Raw genomic sequence first — 17,451 nt, 5'->3', positions numbered from 1 at the left:
GTGTAGCGGCCCGCGTCGACCCGGCCTTCGCGGCAGTGCGGCATAATGGGCGGATGGCCAAGAAAACTTCCGAGCAAGCACCCAAGCTGCAGCTTCGGCTGGCGGTGCCCGCGGACGTCCCTCAACTGGTCGAGCTGACCGCCCGCGTCTACACCGCCGAGTGGGGCCATTCGGCGGAAATGCTGCGCTCCCAGCAGACGCACTTCCCGGAAGGCCAGTTCGTGGTCGAGTACGAGGGGCGCATCGTCGGTTACTGCGCCACCTTCCGCATCGACGAGGCCACCGCGCTGGCGCCGCACACCTGGGTGCAGATCACCGGTGGCGGCATGGCCTCGCGGCACAAGCCCGACGGCGACTGGCTGTACGGGATGGAAGTGGTGGTGCACCCGGACTATCGCGGCATGCGCATCGGCCAGCGCCTGTACCAGGCGCGCAAGCGGCTGTGCCAGGAACTGAAGTTGCGCGGCATCGTGTTCGGCGGACGCATCCCCGGCCTGGCCAAGAACCTCGCCCGCTACGGCAGCGCCGAGGCCTACGTGCAGGCGGTGGTCGAAGGCAGGCGCCGCGACCAGACGCTGAGCTTCCAGCTGCACAACGATTTCGAACTGGTCGGCCTGCTGCGCAACTACGTGCCGTCGGACTACGACTCGCTCGGCTACGCCGCCCATCTGGTGTGGCGCAACCCGAAGCGCATGGACCATCCGGACATGCCCTCGGTACCGACGCCGCAGCGCCTGCCCGAATCGGTGCGCGTGGCCTCGGTGCAGTACCAGCAGCGGCGGATCAAGTCGTTCGAGGAGTTCGCCACCCAGGTGGAATACTTCACCGACATCGCCGCCGACTACAGCGCCGACTTCGTCACCTTCCCCGAGCTGATCACGCTGCAGCTGCTGTCGATCGAGAACGAGGAGCTCTCGCCGGTCGAGACGATCCGCAAGCTGAGCCACTACACGCCGCAGGTGAAGGAGCTCTTCAGTTCGCTGGCGGTGCGCTACAACATCAACATCATCGGCGGCTCGCACCCGACCGAACAGCCGAACGGCGACATCCACAACGTCTGCTACGTGTGCCTGCGCGACGGCTCGATCCACGAACGCGAGAAGCTGCACCCCACGCCCAGCGAACGCACCGTGTGGAACATCACCGGCGGCGAGAGTGCGGCGACGATCCAGACCGACTGCGGCCCGATCGGCGTGATGATCTGCTACGACTCGGAGTTCCCCGAGGTCGCCCGCCACCTCACCGACCAGGGCGCGCTGATCCTGTTCGTGCCGTTCTGCACCGACGTGCGCGAGGGCTACCTGCGCGTGCGCTACTGCTCGCAGGCGCGGGCGATCGAGAACCAGTGCTACGTGGTGCTCTCAGGCAACGTGGGCAACCTGCCCGGCGTGAACAACTTCGACATCCAGTACGGCCAGAGCTGCATCCTGACCCCCAGCGACTTCCCGTTTGCCCGCGACGGCATTGCCGCCGACTCCACGCCGAACATCGAGACGGTGCTGTTTGCCGACCTCAGCCTGGAGAGCCTGGCCAAGGCACGCAACGCCGGCGCGGTGCAGAACCTCAAGGACCGCCGCTTCGACCTCTACCAGACGCGCTGGCACACGCTGGCGCGCTGACCTAATTCCCTCCATTGCCCGACGACATGACCGACCAGCAAACACCTCCATCGACCTCGTCCAACCCGCGCCTGCAGGCGCTGCTCGGCCACGAATTCTTCGCCCCCGCCCAGTGGAAGCGCCGCCTGGCGCTATGGATCGGCGCGGTGCTGGTGGCGCTGGCGGCGATCGTGTTCGCCAAGGCCAGCGACTGGTCGTTCCACCTGTTCCAGCAGATGCTCGGCTACGGCGTGTGGATCCCGCTGATCCTCACGCCGATCGTGTTCGCCGGGCTCGCCTGGGTGACCGAAGGCAAGCTGCGCGCCACGCGCGGCAGCGGTATCCCGCAGGTGATCGGCACGCTGCACATCGAGGACGAAGGCTTCCGCGCGCGAATGCTGGCGCTGCCGATCGCCGCCGGCAAGATGGTGCTCACCCTGATCGCGCTGGGCGTCGGTGCCTCGATCGGCCGCGAGGGTCCGACCGTGCACGTGGGTGCGGGCCTGTTCTACACGCTGGGCCGGCGCTTCGGCTTCACCGATCCGAAGGCGGCCTCGCGCTTCATCTTGGCCGGTGGTGCGGCGGGTATCGCCGCGGCGTTCAACACGCCGCTGGCCGGCGTGGTGTTCGCCATCGAGGAACTGGCCGGCACCTTCGAGCACCGCTTCAGCGGTCTGCTGCTGACCGCGGTGATCGTCGGCGGTGTGGTCTCGCTGGGCATCATGGGCAACTACGCCTACTTCGGCGAAGTCGAGGCGAGCCTGCCGCTGGGTCATGCCTGGCTGGCGGTGCTGCTCACCGGCATCATCTGCGGCCTGCTCGGCGGCCTGTTCGCGCGACTGATCCTGCTCAGCCGCCGCGGCCCGCTGGCCTACATCGGACGGCTGCGCTCGCACGCACCGGTGCTGTTCGCCGCCGGCTGCGGCCTGGCGCTGGCCGTGCTTGGCGTGCTCACCCACAACAACATCTACGGCACCGGTTACGACCAGGCCCGTGCCTTCGTGCAGGAAGCCGCGGCCACCCCGGGCCAAGGCTTCGGCATCGCCAAGCTGCTGGCCAACGTGGTGTCGTACTGGGCCGGCATCCCGGGCGGCATCTTCTCGCCGGCGCTGGCCGTCGGTGCGGGACTGGGCCACAACATCGCCACCTTCCTGCCCGGCGTGCCGGCCGGCGCGGTGGTGCTGCTGGGCATGAGCGCCTACCTGTCGGGCGTGACCGGCGCACCGCTGACCTCGGCAGTGATCGCGATGGAGCTGACCGACAACCAGGACATGGTGATCCCGATCATGGCCGCCTGCCTGCTGGCACGCGCGGCTGCGTCGATCTTCAGCCCGACCCCGGTCTACAAGGATTTCGCAGAGCGCATGGTGCAGGACTTCGAGCGCCAGCATGCCGCCGCCGCCCAGGCTGCCGCCAAGGCCGAGGCAGAAGCGCGTGGAGACGCTGATCCCGCCACTGCGCACGAGGACCTGGAGATCGAGGAACCCATGCCTGCCGGCAAGACCAGCGCCTACGACGAACAAGCCGCTCCGCGCGACTACGAGGAGCCGACGGCACCACCGAACGACACCGCACCCGACGCCCACTGAGCCGGAGGCCGCAGCGATGACCGCACCGCGCTGGGACGTGCTGCTGACCGGAGCCCGGCTGGCGACATTCGCCGGGGACGCGCCGTTCGGTCTGATCGACGACGGCGCGCTGGCGATCGCGGGGGACCGCATCGCCTGGGTGGGCCGACGCGCGGAACTGGCCTCGAGCGTACTCCCGCCGGCGGTCGAGACGATCGACCTGGGCGGCGCGCTGGTCACGCCGGGTCTGATCGACTGCCACACCCACCTGGTGTTCGGCGGACAGCGCGCACGCGAGTTCGACATGCGCCTGCACGGCGCCAGCTACGAGACGATCGCGCGGGCGGGAGGCGGCATCGTCTCGACCGTGACCGCCACCCGCGCAGCCAGCGAGAATGAACTGCTGGCCAGCGCCTCGATGCGCGCGCGCGCGCTGCTGGCCGACGGCGTCACCACGCTGGAAATCAAATCCGGCTACGGTCTGGCTCTGGACGACGAGCGGAAAATGCTGCGCGTGGCGCGCCGCCTCGGCGAGGAGCTGGGTGTCACCGTGCGCACCAGCTTTCTCGGCCTGCACACGGTTCCGCCGGAATTCCGCGAAAGGCGCGCGGCCTACGTCACCGAGGTCTGCGACCGCTGGCTGCCGGCGCTGGCGGAGGAAGGCCTGATCGATGCAGTGGATGCCTTCTGCGAACGGATTGCGTTCACCGCGGAAGAGACCCGTCGCCTGTTCGAGCGGGCGACCGCGCTGAACCTGCCGGTGAAGCTGCACGCCGAGCAGCTGTCCGACCAGGGCGGCGCGGCGCTGGTGGCGGAGTTCGGCGGACTGTCGGCCGACCATCTGGAACACCTGGACGACGCCGGCATCGAGGCGATGGCCGGCGCCGGCACCGTCGCGGTGCTGCTGCCGGGCGCGTTCTACGCGCTGCGCGAGACGACGCTACCGCCGGTGGACGGTCTGCGCGCCGCCGGCGTGCCGCTGGCCGTGGCTACCGACTGCAACCCTGGCACCTCGCCACTGCTGTCGCTGCGGCTGGCGGCGAACATGGCCTGCACGCTGTTCCGGCTGACCCCGGACGAGGCGCTGCGCGGCATCACGGTGCACGCCGCCCGCGCGCTGGGACTGGACGACCGCGGCACGCTCGCCGCCGGACAGCGTGCGGATCTCGCCGTGTGGCGCGTGCAGGAGCCGGCCGAACTCTGCTACTGGATCGGCGGCGACCTGCTCGGCCAGCGCTGGGTCGGCGGTCGCGCCACGGGCTGAATGCCGGACACGAAAAACCCCGCCGCGGCGGGGTTTTTCGTGATGTCGCCTGGCGCGTGCGCTCAGGCCGACTTCTTCTTCGGTGCCGCCTTCTTGGCCGCCGCCGGCTTGGTCACGGTCGGCTTGCCGCCGGCCACGGCCGGCTGGGCGCCATGAGCGCGGCTGTTGCCGTAGCTGGCACGATTGATCTTGCCGCGGCGGGTCCTGCGATCGCCCTTACCCATGGGAACTCCTCGATGATTCGTTGATGACTGGAACGGCCGGTCATCGTAGCAGCCGACCTGCAAATCGCAAGACGGCGCAGCGCCGCCGTTCAGTGCACGCAGGTGGGGCCGTGGATGTGCCCGTTCAGGCGGTCGGCTCGCAGGTTGAGGAAGTGCGAGAAGGCCAGCAGCAGACCGCCGATCGTTACCAGCACGCTGTGCACCGCGATCGAATACCCCTCGGCCAGGGTCACGCCGAGCAGCAGCAGGGTCAGCCCCGGCAACGCGAACGTCAGTGGCTGCGGCATGCGGTGACGCCGGTAGCCCCGGCCCAGGCTGAACAGCGCCAGCGCACTGGCGAACATCACGAACCCGCGCTCGAAGGTGTGACTGGCGAGAAACTCCAGCCCCACCAGTGGCAGGATCGCCAGCACGAACGGCAACGCGGCGCAGTGGATCGCGCAGAGGAACGAGGCCGTGGCGCCGATGCGATCGGCCACATGCCACCAGAAGGATTTGTCGGAAGGCTCGGGTTGCATGGGGTCGCCCCAGTCAACGGCGGCGGGGAGGACCGCCTGTCTGGACAAGGATGTTACTTTATAACACTGCCACTTGCCAACCCGAAGCCGACGGCTCGCGTGGGTCGGTTCAGTCCTTGCGGCAGTTGCGACACACGCCGTGCACTTCCAGCGTCTGCGCCTGCGGCCGGAAGCCGAAACTCTCGGCCTGCGCCTCGATCAGTGCCGCGACCCGTTCGTCGCACACTTCCTGCGCGCTGGAGCAGACATCGCAGATCAGGAACGGCACCTGATGCGCCTCGGCCGGATGGTGGCAGGATACGAACGCGTTGACCGATTCGAGCTTGTGGATGAAGCCCTGCTCGAGCAGGAAATCCAGCGCGCGGTAAACCGTGGGCGGTGCCGCATTGCCGTGATGCTCGCGCAGCTGGTCGAGCAGGTCGTAGGCCTTGACCGGCTTGCCTGCTGCGGCCACCAGTTCCAGCACTTCCTTGCGCAGCGGCGTCAGCCGCAGGCCGCGCTCCTCGCTGGCGTGCGAAACCGCCTCGACAAAACCCTGCGGGGTCTCCTCGTGGTGCGTGTGGAACTTGCCCGCTGCCTGCTTGCTCAATGGGTTCACCTCGATCGGGATCATACATCGGGCACCACCGGCACCCGATACCGCCAGATGGGGGCGAACGGCAGGAACGAAAGTTCGTACGGATCAGCGCGACGGACGTCGTGGTGGCAACGGCGGCGGACGGCTGGCCGAGGGTGGCGGCAGGCGCCAGACCACCCACCAACCGACCGGTCCGAGCAGCAGTGCCCAGACCACGCCCGCGCCGGTGCGTCCGCGCCACCATCCCAGCGCGGCACCGACCGCGACGAAGAACAGGCTCCACCAGGTCAACGCGGCCCAAGGCACCAACGCCATCAGGTTGGCAAAGACGTGCCAGAACGCGCCCGGCGCATCCAGATCCACGCCCTGCGTCGCCTTGGCCAGCAATTCATCCATGCCGATGGCCGGGGCGACGATGCATGGCGCGGCCGATCAACCCTGCGCGCGGGCGATTGCGGCGTCGATGCGCTCGAGCGCCACGTCGCGGCCAGCCAGGTAGATGGTGTGGTCGATCGACGGCGACACCTGGGTACCGGTCATCGCCACGCGCAGCGGCTGGGCCACCTTGCCCATGCCCAACTCGAGCTTCGCCGCCACCTGCTCGATCACCGCATGGATCGGCTCGGGCTTCCACGCGCAGTCGGCCAACTGCGCCTTCGCCTCGGTCAGCACGGCGACCGCACTGTCGTTCTTCAGGTGCTTGGCGACGGCCTTCTCGTCCCACTCGGTGATCGGACCGAACCAGATCGCCGCGCGCTCGGCCATCTCCTTCAGCGTCTGCACGCGGTCGCGCAGGGCGACGATGAGGTCGGCCGCGGCCGGCCCCTTCGCCGGATCCAGTCCCGCCTGGCGCAGGTGCCACTCGAATTCCGGCGCGATCGCCTGCGGATCGTCGGTCTTCAGGTAGTGCTGGTTCAGCCACTTCAGCTTTTCGGTGTCGAAGCGCGAGGCGGCCTTGTTGACGTCGGCGATGTCGAACAGCTTCACCATCTCCTCGCGCGAGAAGATCTCCTGGTCGCCGTGCGACCAGCCGAGGCGCACCAGGTAGTTGAGCAGCGCGTGCGGCAGGTAGCCGTCGCTGCGGTACTCCATCACGCTGACCGAGTTGGTGCGCTTGGAGAGCTTCCTGCCCTCGTGGTCGAGGATCATCGGCAGGTGGGCGAACTCCGGCACCGGCGCGCCCAGCGCGTGGTAGATGTTGATCTGGCGCGGGGTGTTGTTGACGTGGTCGTCGCCGCGGATCACCTCGGTGATGCCCATGTCGATGTCATCCACCACCACGGCGAAGTTGTAGGTCGGCCAGCCGTCGGAGCGGAAGATCACCAGGTCGTCCAGCTCGCTGTTGGCGATCTCGATGCGCCCCTTGACCTTGTCCTCGAACACCACCGAACCCTCGGCGGGATTCCTGAAGCGGATCACCCGGTTCGGATCGTCGCGGTACGGTTCGTTGCGATCGCGGTAGTAGCCGTTGTAGCGGGGCTTCTCGCCCTTCGCCATGGCCGCCTCGCGCATCGCCTCGATCTCGTCCTTCGACTCGTAGGCGTAGTAGGCCTTGCCCTCGGCCAGCAGCTTGTCGGCGACCTCCTTGTAGCGGGCCAGCCGATGGGTCTGGTAGACCGGCGCCTCGTCGGCATCCAGGTCGAGCCAGTGAATGGCGTCGAGGATCGCCTGCACGGCCGCGTCGGTGGAGCGCTCGCGATCGGTGTCCTCGATGCGCAGCACGAACTCGCCGCCGCGACGACGCGCCTCCAGCCAGCAGTACAGCGCGGTGCGCGCGCCGCCGATGTGCAGGAAGCCGGTGGGACTGGGGGCGAAGCGGGTGCGGACGGTCATGGGATACTGGCGCGATGCGAAAGGGAACGTTCCATTTTAGACCATCCGGCCCGTCGTGCCGGTCCGCGTCCTGGGCGATCGCGCTGGCCGCCACGGCCGGACTCGGGTTGGCGCACGCACAGACCCGCAACCCCGGCTACGACCGACCGGGCATGGGCTTTGCCCCCGCGGTCCTGGATGCCGGTGCGTTCACCATCGAACAAGGCCTGCCGGATGTCAGCGAAGACCGCGACGGCGCCACGACCACCCGCCTGTACAGCGCCGACACCCTGCTCCGCCTGGGCCTGGGCGGACCGCTGGAACTGCAGCTGGGCAGCACGCCGTGGAACCGGCTGGCCACGCCCGGCGGCGACCTGTACGGCCGCGGCAGCAGCAGCCTGGGCCTCAAGTTCGCGCTGCCGGCCGGCAACCCGGCGTGGAGCTGGGGCCTCCTCGGCAGCATGACATTCACCGACGGCAGTCGCGCGTTCCGGGCCGACCGCCGCCAGTACATGCTCGGACTGGAAGTGAACCGGCAGGCGGGAGCAAGGCAGTCGCTGGGGCTGTATCTCGCCGATGCGCGTGCCGCAGGCGACAGCAGCACGCTGGCGCTCAGCGACACCGTGTCGGTCACGCCGACACTGAGCGCCTACCTGCAACTGGCGACGCTGCATCCGAGCCATGCGCAAGCCGGGCAGCTCGCCGGCGCTGGCCTCGCATGGATGGCCACTCCACGCCTGCAGCTCGACGCCGGCTTCAACCACCGGCTGGCGGGCAGCGCGTCACGCTGGCAGGCCAACCTCGGCGCGTCGTACTACTTCGGCGACTGAGCCGGCCGGACTTCAGCGGCGCGGCTGCGCTTCGCAACCCCAGCCGCGGCACAGCTCCATGTTGGGATTGTGGAACTGCCCTCCCACCGCAATCCCGCCCGGAACGTCCAGCGACAACGGGTGGATGGCAGGCTTCGCGCTGCCCATGTCGATCTGCGGCAAGGGCTCCGGACGCCTGGAAGGAATCGCGCTGACCAGCTCGTAGCGCACCTCGAACAGCGGGCGGTGCGTCCTCGCCGACACCTTGTCGGGGCCGACGAAGCCGACGTCCTCGCGCTGCGGCGGCACGGCGGCGGCGAGGCAGCCCATCGGCAGGGCCCATCCGAGAAACAGCAACATCGGCTTCATGGCGACCTCCTGTGCCTCGCGCACGTGGGGACGGCGGGCACCGGCCCGATATTAGCCCTTCCGGGGCGTCACCGGGACGTCACAACCGCGCCATGCCGCCGAAACCTCGCCTGACCACGCTATGTCAAGCCAGACAGAGGCACGCCATGCGTATCGGCATCGTCACCGAAACCTATCCGCCCGAGATCAACGGCGTCGCGCTGACCGTACACAGCCTTGCCGCCGGACTCGCGTCGCTGGGGCACTCGATCGAGGTGATCCGCCCGCGGCAGCCGCAGCCGTTCGTCGACGAACCGGGCACGCTGCCGGTGGAGACTCGCGGCGCCTCGCTGCCGCGCTACCCGGGCCTTCGCTTCGGGTTGCCCGCCGGTCGGATGCTGCGACGCCGCTGGAACCGCTTGAGGCCGGATGCCATCTACGTGGCCACGGAAGGCCCCCTGGGGTGGTCGGCCATGCGCGCGGCACAACAGCTCGACCTGCCGGTCGCCACCGGCTTCCATACCCGCTTCGACACCTACGCCGCGCACTACGGAGTCGGCTTCCTGACCGAGGCGGTACGTGGCTACCTGAGACGCTTCCACAACCGCGGCGGCGCCACGCTGGTACCGACCGAGGCGCTGCGGCGGGAACTCAACGACATGGGCGTGGCCAACGCGCGCATCCTGCGCCGCGCCGTCGACACCCGGCTGTTTCATCCGCAATACCGCGACCCGGCGCTGCGCCTGCAGTGGGGCGCGGAAGGCCATGCGCCGGTGATGCTCTACGTCGGACGCATCGCCGCGGAGAAGAACCTTGAGCTCGCCGTGCGGGCGTTCCGCGCGCTGCAGCAGCAGGTACCCGAAGCCCGCTATGTGTGGGTCGGCGATGGCCCCGAGCGCACGGCGCTGCAGGAAGCGAACCCGGATTTCATCTTCGCCGGCATGCAGCGCGGCGAATCGCTGGCGCGGCACGTGGCCAGCGCGGACCTGTTCGCCTTTCCCAGCCTGAGCGAGACCTTCGGCAACGTGATCCTCGAGTCGCTGGCCGCCGGTGTGCCGGTGGTGGCCTACCGCGAAGGCGCCGCGCGCGAACACATGACCGACGGCCACAACGGCTACGTGATCGAGCCGGACAACGAGCCGAGGTTCATCGAGTCGGTGATCACCCTGGGCAGCAACCCCAGCCTGATCCGCCACATGGGCCGCGCCGCCCAGACCAGCGTGGCCGCACTGTCGCCGGACGCGGTGATCCGCGATTTCGAATCCCTGCTGATGCAGCTCGCCGAGGAGAAGCGCCATGTCCCGCCTGCCGCCGCTGTCCACGCCTGAGCTTTCCCTGGGACCGCGCTTCGCGATCGACCGCCGCATGTGCGTGGCCGCCAACCGCTGGGGCGGGCGCCGCGCGGTGGGCGTGTTCTTCGGTGCGATCAGCCGCCTGGGCGATGGAGTGTTCTGGTATGCCCTGATGGCATCGCTGGCGCTGCTGGATGGGCTGCGCGGGCTGACCGCCGCCTCGCACATGGCGCTCACCGGACTGAGCGCGCTGCTGCTGTACCGCCTGCTCAAGCGCTGGACCCGTCGCCCGCGCCCGTTCCGCGCCTGCCCCGGCGTGATCGCCCACGTGCCGCCGCTGGACGAATTCAGCTTCCCCTCCGGCCACACGCTGCAGGCGGTGGGCTTCACCGTGGTGGCGCTGGCCTGGTATCCGATGCTGGCGCCGCTGCTGCTGCCGTTCACCGCACTGGTCGCCGCCTCGCGGGTGATCCTCGGCCTGCACTACCCCAGCGACGTGCTGGCCGCGATCGGCATCGGCGGCGCACTCGGATCGCTCGCGCTGTGGCTGGGCCACCTCGCCCTGCCGATGTGATCAGATCGTAGGCATCGCGTGCACGAGTGCTGTGCGATCAGCACGATAGGCCACCTATCCACAGGCTTTTCCCAAGCGCCTCCACAGAAGCTGTGGAAAACGCGCGCACGACTGCGCAAAAACTGATCGATGCGTGACAAGTGCCTGATCGCGAAACGGTGAATCGCGCTTGTCCACAGGCTTGTCCCCGTGGCCATGCACACCGCCTGTGGAAAACTCCGGAGTACCAACGACGAAGCCGCCGCACCTTGCGGTGCGACGGCTTCGGGTGACGACCTGCGCAAACGACCTCGATCAGGCCGCGCGCGGCACCTTCATCAGCAGGCCGAGCACGTCGGCGAGCCTGTCGCGCATCTCGCGGCGGTCGACGATCATGTCGATGGCGCCGTGCTCGAGCAGGAACTCCGACCGCTGGAAGCCTTCCGGCAGCGTCTCGCGCACGGTCTGCTCGATCACGCGCGGACCGGCGAAACCGATCAGCGCCTTCGGCTCGCCGATGTTGATGTCGCCGAGCATCGCCAGGCTGGCCGACACGCCGCCGGTGGTCGGGTTGGTCATCACGCTGATGTACGGCACGCCGGCGTCGCGCAGCTTCGCCAGCGCGGCCGAGGTCTTGGCCATCTGCATCAGCGAGAACAGCGACTCCTGCATGCGCGCGCCACCGGTCGCCGAAAAGCACACCAGGGCGCTGCGCTCGGCCAGCGCCTTCTCCGCCGCGCGGGCGAACTTCTCGCCGACCACCGAACCCATCGAGCCGCCCATGTAGGCGAACTCGAAGGCCACGGCGACCAGCGGGCGCTCCTTGAGCTTGCCGCTCATGGCGACCAGCGCGTCCTTCTCGCCGGTGGACTTCTGTGCGCCCACCACGCGGTCGCGGTACTTCTTCGAGTCGCGGAACTTCAGCGGATCGGTCGGCTCGAGGTTCGGCCACAGTTCGACCGTGCTGTCCTCGTCGAACAGCGCGGCCAGGCGCGCGCGCGCGCGGATCGCGTGGTGATGGCCGCACTTCGGGCAGACCATCAGGTTGCGCTCCAGCTCCGGACGGTAGAGCACGGCGCCGCAGCCGCCGCACTTGTCCCACACGCCCTCGGGCACCTTGCCCTTGCCGGCGGCGGGTGCGCCCTGGGTGCGGGCGCGCGGGGTCATGATTTTCTGCAGCCAGTTCATTGCAACACCTCAAACGTTCCTGACCGAAACGGTCAGGCGACCGTTTCAGTGTGCATCGAGTGCGGCGCGGATCGGTGCCAGGAAGTCCTTTGCCCGGGCCACGGCTTCATCCGCCGTGCCTGCCCCGTCCAACCGCTCCACCAGCGCGCTGCCGATCACCACCGCATCGGCGAAGGCGGCAATCTCCTTCGCGCTCTGCGCATCGCGCACGCCGAACCCCACTGCCACCGGCGCCCTGGCACGCGAGCGGATGTCGGCCACGCGGGACGCGATGTCCCGGGTGCTCAACCGCCCGGCGCCGGTGATGCCGGCAAACGACACATAATACAGGAAGCCCTCGGCGACCTCGCACAACTGCGCCATACGCGCGGGTGCGGTGGTCGGCGCCGCCAGACGGATGGTCTCGAGGCCCGCGGCGCGCAGCGGTTCGAGCACGGCGGACTCTTCCAGCGGGCAATCCACCAGCAACACGCCGTCCACCCCGGCCGCCGCGGCCTCGGCGGCGAACGCCTCGTAGCCGTGGATCTCCACGGGATTGAGGTAGCCCATCAGCACCACCGGCGTGTCCGCATCGCGCTGGCGGAATTCGCCCACCCAACGCAGCACGTCGCCCAGGCCGACACCCTTGGCGATCGCCCGCTCGCTGGCGTGCTGGATCACCGGGCCGTCGGCCATCGGGTCGGAAAACGGCACGCCCAGTTCGATCAGGTCCGCGCCGGCTTCCACCAGCGCGTGCATCAGTGCGACCACGGCATCGGGCGAGGGATCGCCGGCGGTGATAAAGGGAATCAGGCCGGTGCGACCGGCGGCCTTTAGCGAGGCAAAGCGTTTATCGATTCGGGACATGGGAGCCAGCAGCGAGGAGTGAGTGGAGAGGAGTGAGAGCAGGCAAGTCCGGAAGATTCGAGTGGCGTGGAGCGAAGTGGCTTTCTCTCACTTCTCACTCCTCGACACTCACTCCTGCTCTCAGACGGTGACGCCCTCGCGCGCGGCGATCGTGTGCACGTCCTTGTCGCCGCGGCCGGACAGGTTGCACAGCACCAACCCGTCTTTCGGAAGCTCGCGGGCGAGCTTCATCGCCTGAGCCACCGCATGGCTGGACTCCAGCGCGGGAAGGATGCCTTCCATGCGCGCCAGCAGGTGGAACGCCTCCATCGCCTCGGCGTCGGTGATGCCGACGTAATCGGCGCGGCCGGTGTCCTTGAGGAAGGCGTGCTCGGGTCCGACGCCAGGGTAGTCCAGGCCGGCAGAAATCGAATGGGTCTCGGCGATCTGGCCGTTGTCGTCGCACAGCACGTAGGTGCGGTTGCCGTGCAGCACGCCGGGGCGGCCGGCCGCCAGCGAGGCCGCGTGCAGGCCGCTGCCGATGCCCTCGCCCGCCGCCTCGGCGCCGACGATGCGCACGTCGCGGTCGTTGAGGAATTCGTGGAACAGGCCGATCGCGTTGGAGCCGCCGCCGACGCAGGCGGTGATCGCGTCCGGCAGCCGGCCGTACTCGGTGAGCATCTGCGCGCGCGCCTCGCGGCCGACGATGGCGTTGAAGTCGCGCACCATCATCGGGTACGGGTGCGGACCGGCCACGGTGCCGATGATGTAGAAGGTGTCGGCCACGTTGGTGACCCAGTCGCGCATCGCTTCGTTCAGCGCGTCCTTCAGCGTCTTCGAGCCGGAGGTCACCGGCACCACCTCGGCGCCGAGCAGTTTCATGCGGTAGACGTTGATCTTCTGCCGCTCGATGTCGGTGGCGCCCATGTACACCACGCACTTCAGGCCCAGTCGTGCGGCCACCGTGGCGCTGGCCACGCCGTGCTGGCCGGCGCCGGTCTCGGCGATGATGCGCGGCTTGCCCATGCGCTTGGCGACCAGGCCCTGGCCGATGGTGTTGTTGATCTTGTGCGCGCCGGTGTGGTTCAGGTCCTCGCGCTTGAGGATGATGCGCGCGCCGCCGACGTGCGCCGACAGCCGCTCGGCGTGGTACAGCGGGCTGGGCCGGCCGACGTAGTGGGTCAGGTCGCGGTCCAGCTCGGCGAGGAATTCCGGATCCTTGCGCAGGCGCTCGTAGGCCTCGGTCAGTTCGGCCAGCGGCGCCATCAGGGTTTCGGCCACGTACTGGCCGCCGAACTGGCCGAAGCGGCCGTGGGGATCGGGCCAGGCATGGAAATCGGTGACGGTGGGGACGGCGAGCGGTGCGGGCGTGGCCATGGCGGGTGTCCTGTGCGAAAAACTGCGATCCACCGACCCGTGTTGTCGGCGGAACATCCAGCATAGACGCGCCACCCCCCGGGAAAAAGCGAGAAGTTTTCACCAACATGTGAGTAAATATCACACATGACCGAACGCGACCTGCCCCCGCTAAACGCCCTGCGCGCCTTCGAGGCCACGTCCCGTCTGCAGAGCGTGAGCCGGGCCGCCGAGGCCCTGCACGTCACCCATGGCGCGGTAAGCCGACAGATCCGGCAACTGGAAGAGGCGCTCGGCCGTCCGCTGTTCGCTCGCCAGGGACGTGGCCTGGTGCTCACCGAGGCCGGCGAACGGCTGCGCGAGGCGGCCGGCAGCGCCTTCGACGGCCTGCGCGATGCCTGGGCCGCGCTGCGGCAACCGTCGAGCGCCCCGTTCGTGCTCGGCTGCCCAGCCAGCGTGCTCGCGCGCTGGATGATTCCCCGGCTGGACCGGTTGGCCCACGACCTGCCCGGCCTGACCCTGCACCTGTCCGCGCAGGAGGCGCCCCCCGCGCCGGAGCTGCGCGGCCTGGACGCGGCCCTGCTGATCGGGACCGCACCGTGGCCGCCCGGCTGGGAGGTGACGCCGCTGGCGCCCGAGCGGATCGGACCGGTCATGAGCCCGCGCTACGCGGGCACCGCGCGGTTGGCCGCGGCACCCGCCACAAGCCTGCTCGACGAACCGCTGCTGCACACCACCTCGCGTCCGCAGGCCTGGACGGACTGGGCGCAGGCCAGCGGCCTCGACGCGGTACCGCGCGCGCGTGGCCAGGGCTTCGAACACCTGTATTACCTGCTGGAAGCGGCACTCGCCGGGCTGGGCGTGGCGATCGCGCCGCAGCCGCTGGTCGCCGACGATCTCGCCGCCGGCCGGCTCGTCGCGCCGTGGGGCTTTGTCACCACCGAAGCGCAGTGGGTACTGGCCACGCCGGCACGGGCGAACGGGGAGCGCGCCGCCGCACTGGCACGCTGGCTGGCCGGGGAACTGCGCGAAGCGCCGGCTACAGATACTGTCTGATCTTCTCGCGCAGGGTCGCCGCCTCCTCGGGCGTCAGGTCGCCCAGCGCACCGCGTCGGCCGGCCGGAATGTGTTCGCCCGGATCGTCGTCGCCGAAGGCGTAGTGGTCCAGCAGGGTACGCCAGCCGGCGCGCTCGGCCGGCCCCAGTCGCCGGAACGCCAGGACCGCATGCAGCAGCGCACCCAGCGCCGTCCCGGTGGCGGCGCCGCCGGCCGGCACCGGCTTCCACCAGTAGTTCACCAGCGCGTTGAGCCGGCCGAGCGAGGCCACGTGATGCCACCACAGCGGCGGGATGTAGATCGCGTCGCCCGGTTCCAGTTCGGCGACCTGGGCCGCGGCCAGCGCCTCGCGCAGGCGCGGGAAGCGCGGGTCGTCGGGACGGTCGGGCCGGGCCAGGCTGATCGCCGCCCCGGTGGGTGCGAAGTCCAGCGGACCGACGTAGAGGTTGCCCACCTGTTCGGGCGGAAACAGCGTGAAGCGCCGGCGCCCGGCAGCCACGCAGGCGATGTTGTGGTACTCGTCGAAATGCGCCGGCGTGGTCACCCGGTTGCCGATCCACAGGCGCGGGGCGATCGTCGGGTCGAGCAGTGGCAACGGGTGGCCAGCGAGGAACCCCGGCAGGCAGTCGGCGATCGGCGCGCTCTGGATCGCCACGCCGTGTGGCCGCTCCTGCCTTGCCTCGTGCGCGATGCGGCGCAGCCCTTCGGTCACGGTCACGCGGAAGTGGTCGTAATTGAAGCCGCTGAGATCGGCGTTGTAGCCGACGCAGCCGTCTTCCTCCGGCGCCATCACCAGGGTGTCGACCTCGCCGCCGGCGTCGAGCGCGGCGAGGCCACGGGCGAAGGCGGTGTCGGATTCGCGCGCCCAGGCCACCACGGGCCAGTGCGCGGCCAGGTCGCACAGCACCAGCGGCCGCTCCCGCGCGACCAGCGCGGCCATGTCGGGCAGCGGATCGGACGGGCGAACTTCCTCGATGGGCTGGCTCATCCGATCGGCTCCCGTTGGCTCAGCCGCGGTCGGCGGCGCGCACCGCCGCGATGAAGTCGGCCATGCGCTGCGGATCCTTGATCCCCGGCGAGGACTCGATGCCGCTGGCCACATCCACCGCCCACGGCCGTGCGAGATGGATCGCCGCGCCGACATTGCCGGGATGCAGCCCACCGGCCAGCAGCAGCGGCTGCGGCAGGTCGGCCGGCATCAGCGACCAGTCGAACGCCTTGCCGCTGCCACCAGGCTCGCCGAGGCCATGGCCATCAAGCAAAAGACCCGCCGCACGCGGGTAGTCGCGCAGGCGCGGCAGTGCCGCGGCGCCCTCGCCCATGGCGACGGCCTTCAGGTACGGACGTCCGAACTGCGCGCACCATGCGTCGCTCTCGCCGCCGTGGAACTGCAGCATGTCCGGCTGCACCTGCTCGATCACCGCGCGCACGGTCTCGGCGCTGTCGTCCATCAGCAGCGCCACGGTGGTGACGAACGGCGGCATCGCGGCGACGATCGCCCGCGCCTGTATCAGTTCGACCCGGCGCTTGCTGCGTGCCGTGATCACCACTCCGATCGCATCGGCGCCCAGTTCAGCAGCGAGCCGCGCATCCTCGACGCGGGTCATGCCGCAGCATTTGATCCGCGTGCGGTTCATTGGCTGACCTCCGCCGGCAGGCCCCAGTGCGCCTCGTAGCGCGGACCGATGAACGTGAGGCCGGACGACGGCGCCGTCGGTCCGGCGACCTCGCGGTTGCGGCCGGCCAGCAGCTCGCCCATCCACGCCACCGGCTGTTCACCACGCCCGATCGGCAGCAGCGAACCGACGATGTTGCGCACCATGTGATGCAGGAAGGCGTTGGCCTCGATCTCGACGATCACCTGCTCGCCCTCGCGCCGTACCGACACCGCGATCACCTCGCGCCGCGCGTGGGCCGCCTGGCAGGCGATCGCGCGGAAGGCGGTGAAATCGTGCTCGCCGACCAGCGCCTGCGCGGCCTCGTGCATGCGCGCGGCATCGAGCGGATGGCGCTCCCAGGTCACGTAGCGCGCATCCAGCGCCGCCCGCACCGGCCGGTTGAGGATGCGGTAGCAGTAGCGCCGGCTGCGCGCGGAAAAGCGGGCGTGGAATTGGTCGGAAACCTCCTGCGCCCACAGCACCGCCACCGCGGTCGGCAGGTTGGAACAGGCGCCCAGCACCCAGCCACGCGGATCGCGGCGGACGTCGGTATCGAAATGCACCACCTGGCAACGGCCATGCACGCCCGCGTCGGTGCGGCCGGCGCAGGTGACGTCGACCGGCTGCGCGGCGACGAACGACAACGCTTTCTCCACTGCCCCCTGCACGCTCTCCCGATGGCTGAGCCGCTGCCAGCCGGAGAAGTCGGTGCCGTCGTATTCGATGCCCAGGGCGATGCGCATGTAAGGGAAGAGGACTGCGGTGGAGCGGGCGCCGAGCATAGCAGCCGGCAAGAAAAAGCCCG

19 protein-coding genes are annotated in these 17,451 nt (G+C 69.5%); 7 read left to right on the top strand and 12 right to left on the bottom strand.

Annotated features, from left to right (window positions below):
- Positions 1–53: 53 nt before the first annotated feature.
- The 3 genes from C693_RS0101270 to hutI are packed head-to-tail and all read left to right on the top strand — an operon-like array spanning position 54 to position 4,430.
- Complete coding sequence (locus C693_RS0101270) at positions 54–1,619, top strand: bifunctional GNAT family N-acetyltransferase/carbon-nitrogen hydrolase family protein (RefSeq protein ID WP_017460433.1); 1,566 nt, start codon at positions 54–56, stop codon at positions 1,617–1,619.
- A gap of 26 nt (positions 1,620–1,645) precedes the next feature.
- Positions 1,646–3,187, top strand: a complete 1,542-nt coding sequence (locus C693_RS0101265; RefSeq protein ID WP_017460432.1) for a chloride channel protein — start codon at positions 1,646–1,648, stop codon at positions 3,185–3,187.
- A gap of 16 nt (positions 3,188–3,203) precedes the next feature.
- Positions 3,204–4,430, top strand: a complete 1,227-nt coding sequence (hutI, locus tag C693_RS0101260) for an imidazolonepropionase (protein WP_017460431.1) — start codon at positions 3,204–3,206, stop codon at positions 4,428–4,430.
- Positions 4,431–4,492: 62 nt separating this feature from the next.
- Here hutI and C693_RS22840 read toward each other — a convergent pair whose 3' ends face one another.
- The 5 genes from C693_RS22840 to gltX all read right to left on the bottom strand — a co-directional run bounded on the left by C693_RS22840 (position 4,493) and on the right by gltX (position 7,582).
- The gene (locus C693_RS22840; protein WP_017460430.1) at positions 4,493–4,654 is read right to left on the bottom strand and encodes a 30S ribosomal protein THX; all 162 of its coding nucleotides are present in this window, start codon (positions 4,652–4,654) and stop codon (positions 4,493–4,495) included.
- Between the two features lie 89 nt (positions 4,655–4,743).
- Positions 4,744–5,172 (bottom strand): MerC domain-containing protein, encoded by a 429-nt coding sequence (locus C693_RS0101250; protein WP_017460429.1) that lies wholly within the window; start codon positions 5,170–5,172, stop codon positions 4,744–4,746.
- Positions 5,173–5,281: 109 nt separating this feature from the next.
- Positions 5,282–5,785, bottom strand: a complete 504-nt coding sequence (locus C693_RS0101245) for a transcriptional repressor (protein ID WP_017460428.1) — start codon at positions 5,783–5,785, stop codon at positions 5,282–5,284.
- A gap of 69 nt (positions 5,786–5,854) precedes the next feature.
- A complete protein-coding gene (locus tag C693_RS0101240; protein ID WP_017460427.1) occupies positions 5,855–6,145 on the bottom strand; it encodes a hypothetical protein in 291 nt (96 codons plus the stop codon).
- A gap of 36 nt (positions 6,146–6,181) precedes the next feature.
- A complete protein-coding gene (gltX, locus tag C693_RS0101235) occupies positions 6,182–7,582 on the bottom strand; it encodes a glutamate--tRNA ligase (protein WP_017460426.1) in 1,401 nt (466 codons plus the stop codon).
- Between the two features lie 14 nt (positions 7,583–7,596).
- Between gltX and C693_RS0101230 the strand changes: the two genes are divergently transcribed.
- Positions 7,597–8,391: a transporter gene (locus C693_RS0101230; protein ID WP_157798525.1), complete on the top strand. Its 795-nt coding sequence runs from the start codon at positions 7,597–7,599 to the stop codon at positions 8,389–8,391.
- Between the two features lie 12 nt (positions 8,392–8,403).
- Here the strand turns inward: C693_RS0101230 and C693_RS0101225 are convergent, their stop codons facing one another.
- Complete coding sequence (locus C693_RS0101225; protein WP_017460424.1) at positions 8,404–8,739, bottom strand: hypothetical protein; 336 nt, start codon at positions 8,737–8,739, stop codon at positions 8,404–8,406.
- A 146-nt stretch (positions 8,740–8,885) separates the two neighbouring features.
- Here C693_RS0101225 and C693_RS0101220 point away from each other — a divergent pair, with 146 nt between their 5' ends.
- Both C693_RS0101220 and C693_RS0101215 read left to right on the top strand, forming a co-directional pair.
- A complete protein-coding gene (locus tag C693_RS0101220) occupies positions 8,886–10,046 on the top strand; it encodes a glycosyltransferase family 4 protein (RefSeq protein WP_017460423.1) in 1,161 nt (386 codons plus the stop codon).
- Positions 10,015–10,584: a phosphatase PAP2 family protein gene (locus C693_RS0101215; RefSeq protein ID WP_017460422.1), complete on the top strand. Its 570-nt coding sequence runs from the start codon at positions 10,015–10,017 to the stop codon at positions 10,582–10,584. Before C693_RS0101220 ends, C693_RS0101215 begins: the two co-directional genes overlap by 32 nt.
- 294 nt (positions 10,585–10,878) lie before the next feature.
- Here the strand turns inward: C693_RS0101215 and accD are convergent, their stop codons facing one another.
- The 3 genes from accD to trpB form a co-directional block, all read right to left on the bottom strand.
- Positions 10,879–11,751, bottom strand: coding sequence for an acetyl-CoA carboxylase, carboxyltransferase subunit beta (gene accD, locus C693_RS0101210; protein WP_017460421.1), 873 nt, complete (start codon positions 11,749–11,751; stop codon positions 10,879–10,881).
- 45 nt (positions 11,752–11,796) lie between these two features.
- Positions 11,797–12,597: a tryptophan synthase subunit alpha gene (trpA, locus tag C693_RS0101205; RefSeq protein WP_017460420.1), complete on the bottom strand. Its 801-nt coding sequence runs from the start codon at positions 12,595–12,597 to the stop codon at positions 11,797–11,799.
- 120 nt (positions 12,598–12,717) lie between these two features.
- Positions 12,718–13,953: a tryptophan synthase subunit beta gene (gene trpB / locus C693_RS0101200; RefSeq protein WP_017460419.1), complete on the bottom strand. Its 1,236-nt coding sequence runs from the start codon at positions 13,951–13,953 to the stop codon at positions 12,718–12,720.
- 126 nt (positions 13,954–14,079) lie between these two features.
- Between trpB and C693_RS0101195 the strand changes: the two genes are divergently transcribed.
- The gene (locus C693_RS0101195) at positions 14,080–14,988 is read left to right on the top strand and encodes a LysR family transcriptional regulator (protein ID WP_017460418.1); all 909 of its coding nucleotides are present in this window, start codon (positions 14,080–14,082) and stop codon (positions 14,986–14,988) included.
- On the opposite strand, the gene C693_RS0101190 is transcribed toward C693_RS0101195, so the two are convergent.
- From C693_RS0101190 to truA, 3 genes are read right to left on the bottom strand one after another with little or no spacing between them, the layout of a single operon-like run.
- A complete protein-coding gene (locus tag C693_RS0101190) occupies positions 14,972–15,976 on the bottom strand; it encodes a cupin-like domain-containing protein (RefSeq protein WP_017460417.1) in 1,005 nt (334 codons plus the stop codon). The two genes, C693_RS0101195 and C693_RS0101190, sit on opposite strands and share 17 nt — an antisense overlap.
- A 19-nt stretch (positions 15,977–15,995) precedes the next feature.
- The gene (locus tag C693_RS0101185; protein ID WP_017460416.1) at positions 15,996–16,625 is read right to left on the bottom strand and encodes a phosphoribosylanthranilate isomerase; all 630 of its coding nucleotides are present in this window, start codon (positions 16,623–16,625) and stop codon (positions 15,996–15,998) included.
- On the bottom strand, positions 16,622–17,389 hold the full coding sequence (truA, locus tag C693_RS0101180) for a tRNA pseudouridine(38-40) synthase TruA (protein WP_026107089.1): 768 nt from the start codon (positions 17,387–17,389) through the stop codon (positions 16,622–16,624). The genes C693_RS0101185 and truA overlap by 4 nt, the downstream gene beginning before the upstream one ends.
- Positions 17,390–17,451: the final 62 nt, after the last annotated feature.

The sequence above is a fragment of the Dyella ginsengisoli LA-4 genome (assembly GCF_000334915.1).
Taxonomy (GTDB): domain Bacteria; phylum Pseudomonadota; class Gammaproteobacteria; order Xanthomonadales; family Rhodanobacteraceae; genus Dyella_A; species Dyella_A ginsengisoli_A.
Note: the sequence above shows the minus strand (reverse complement) of the source record. Positions and strands in the feature narration are given on the sequence as shown.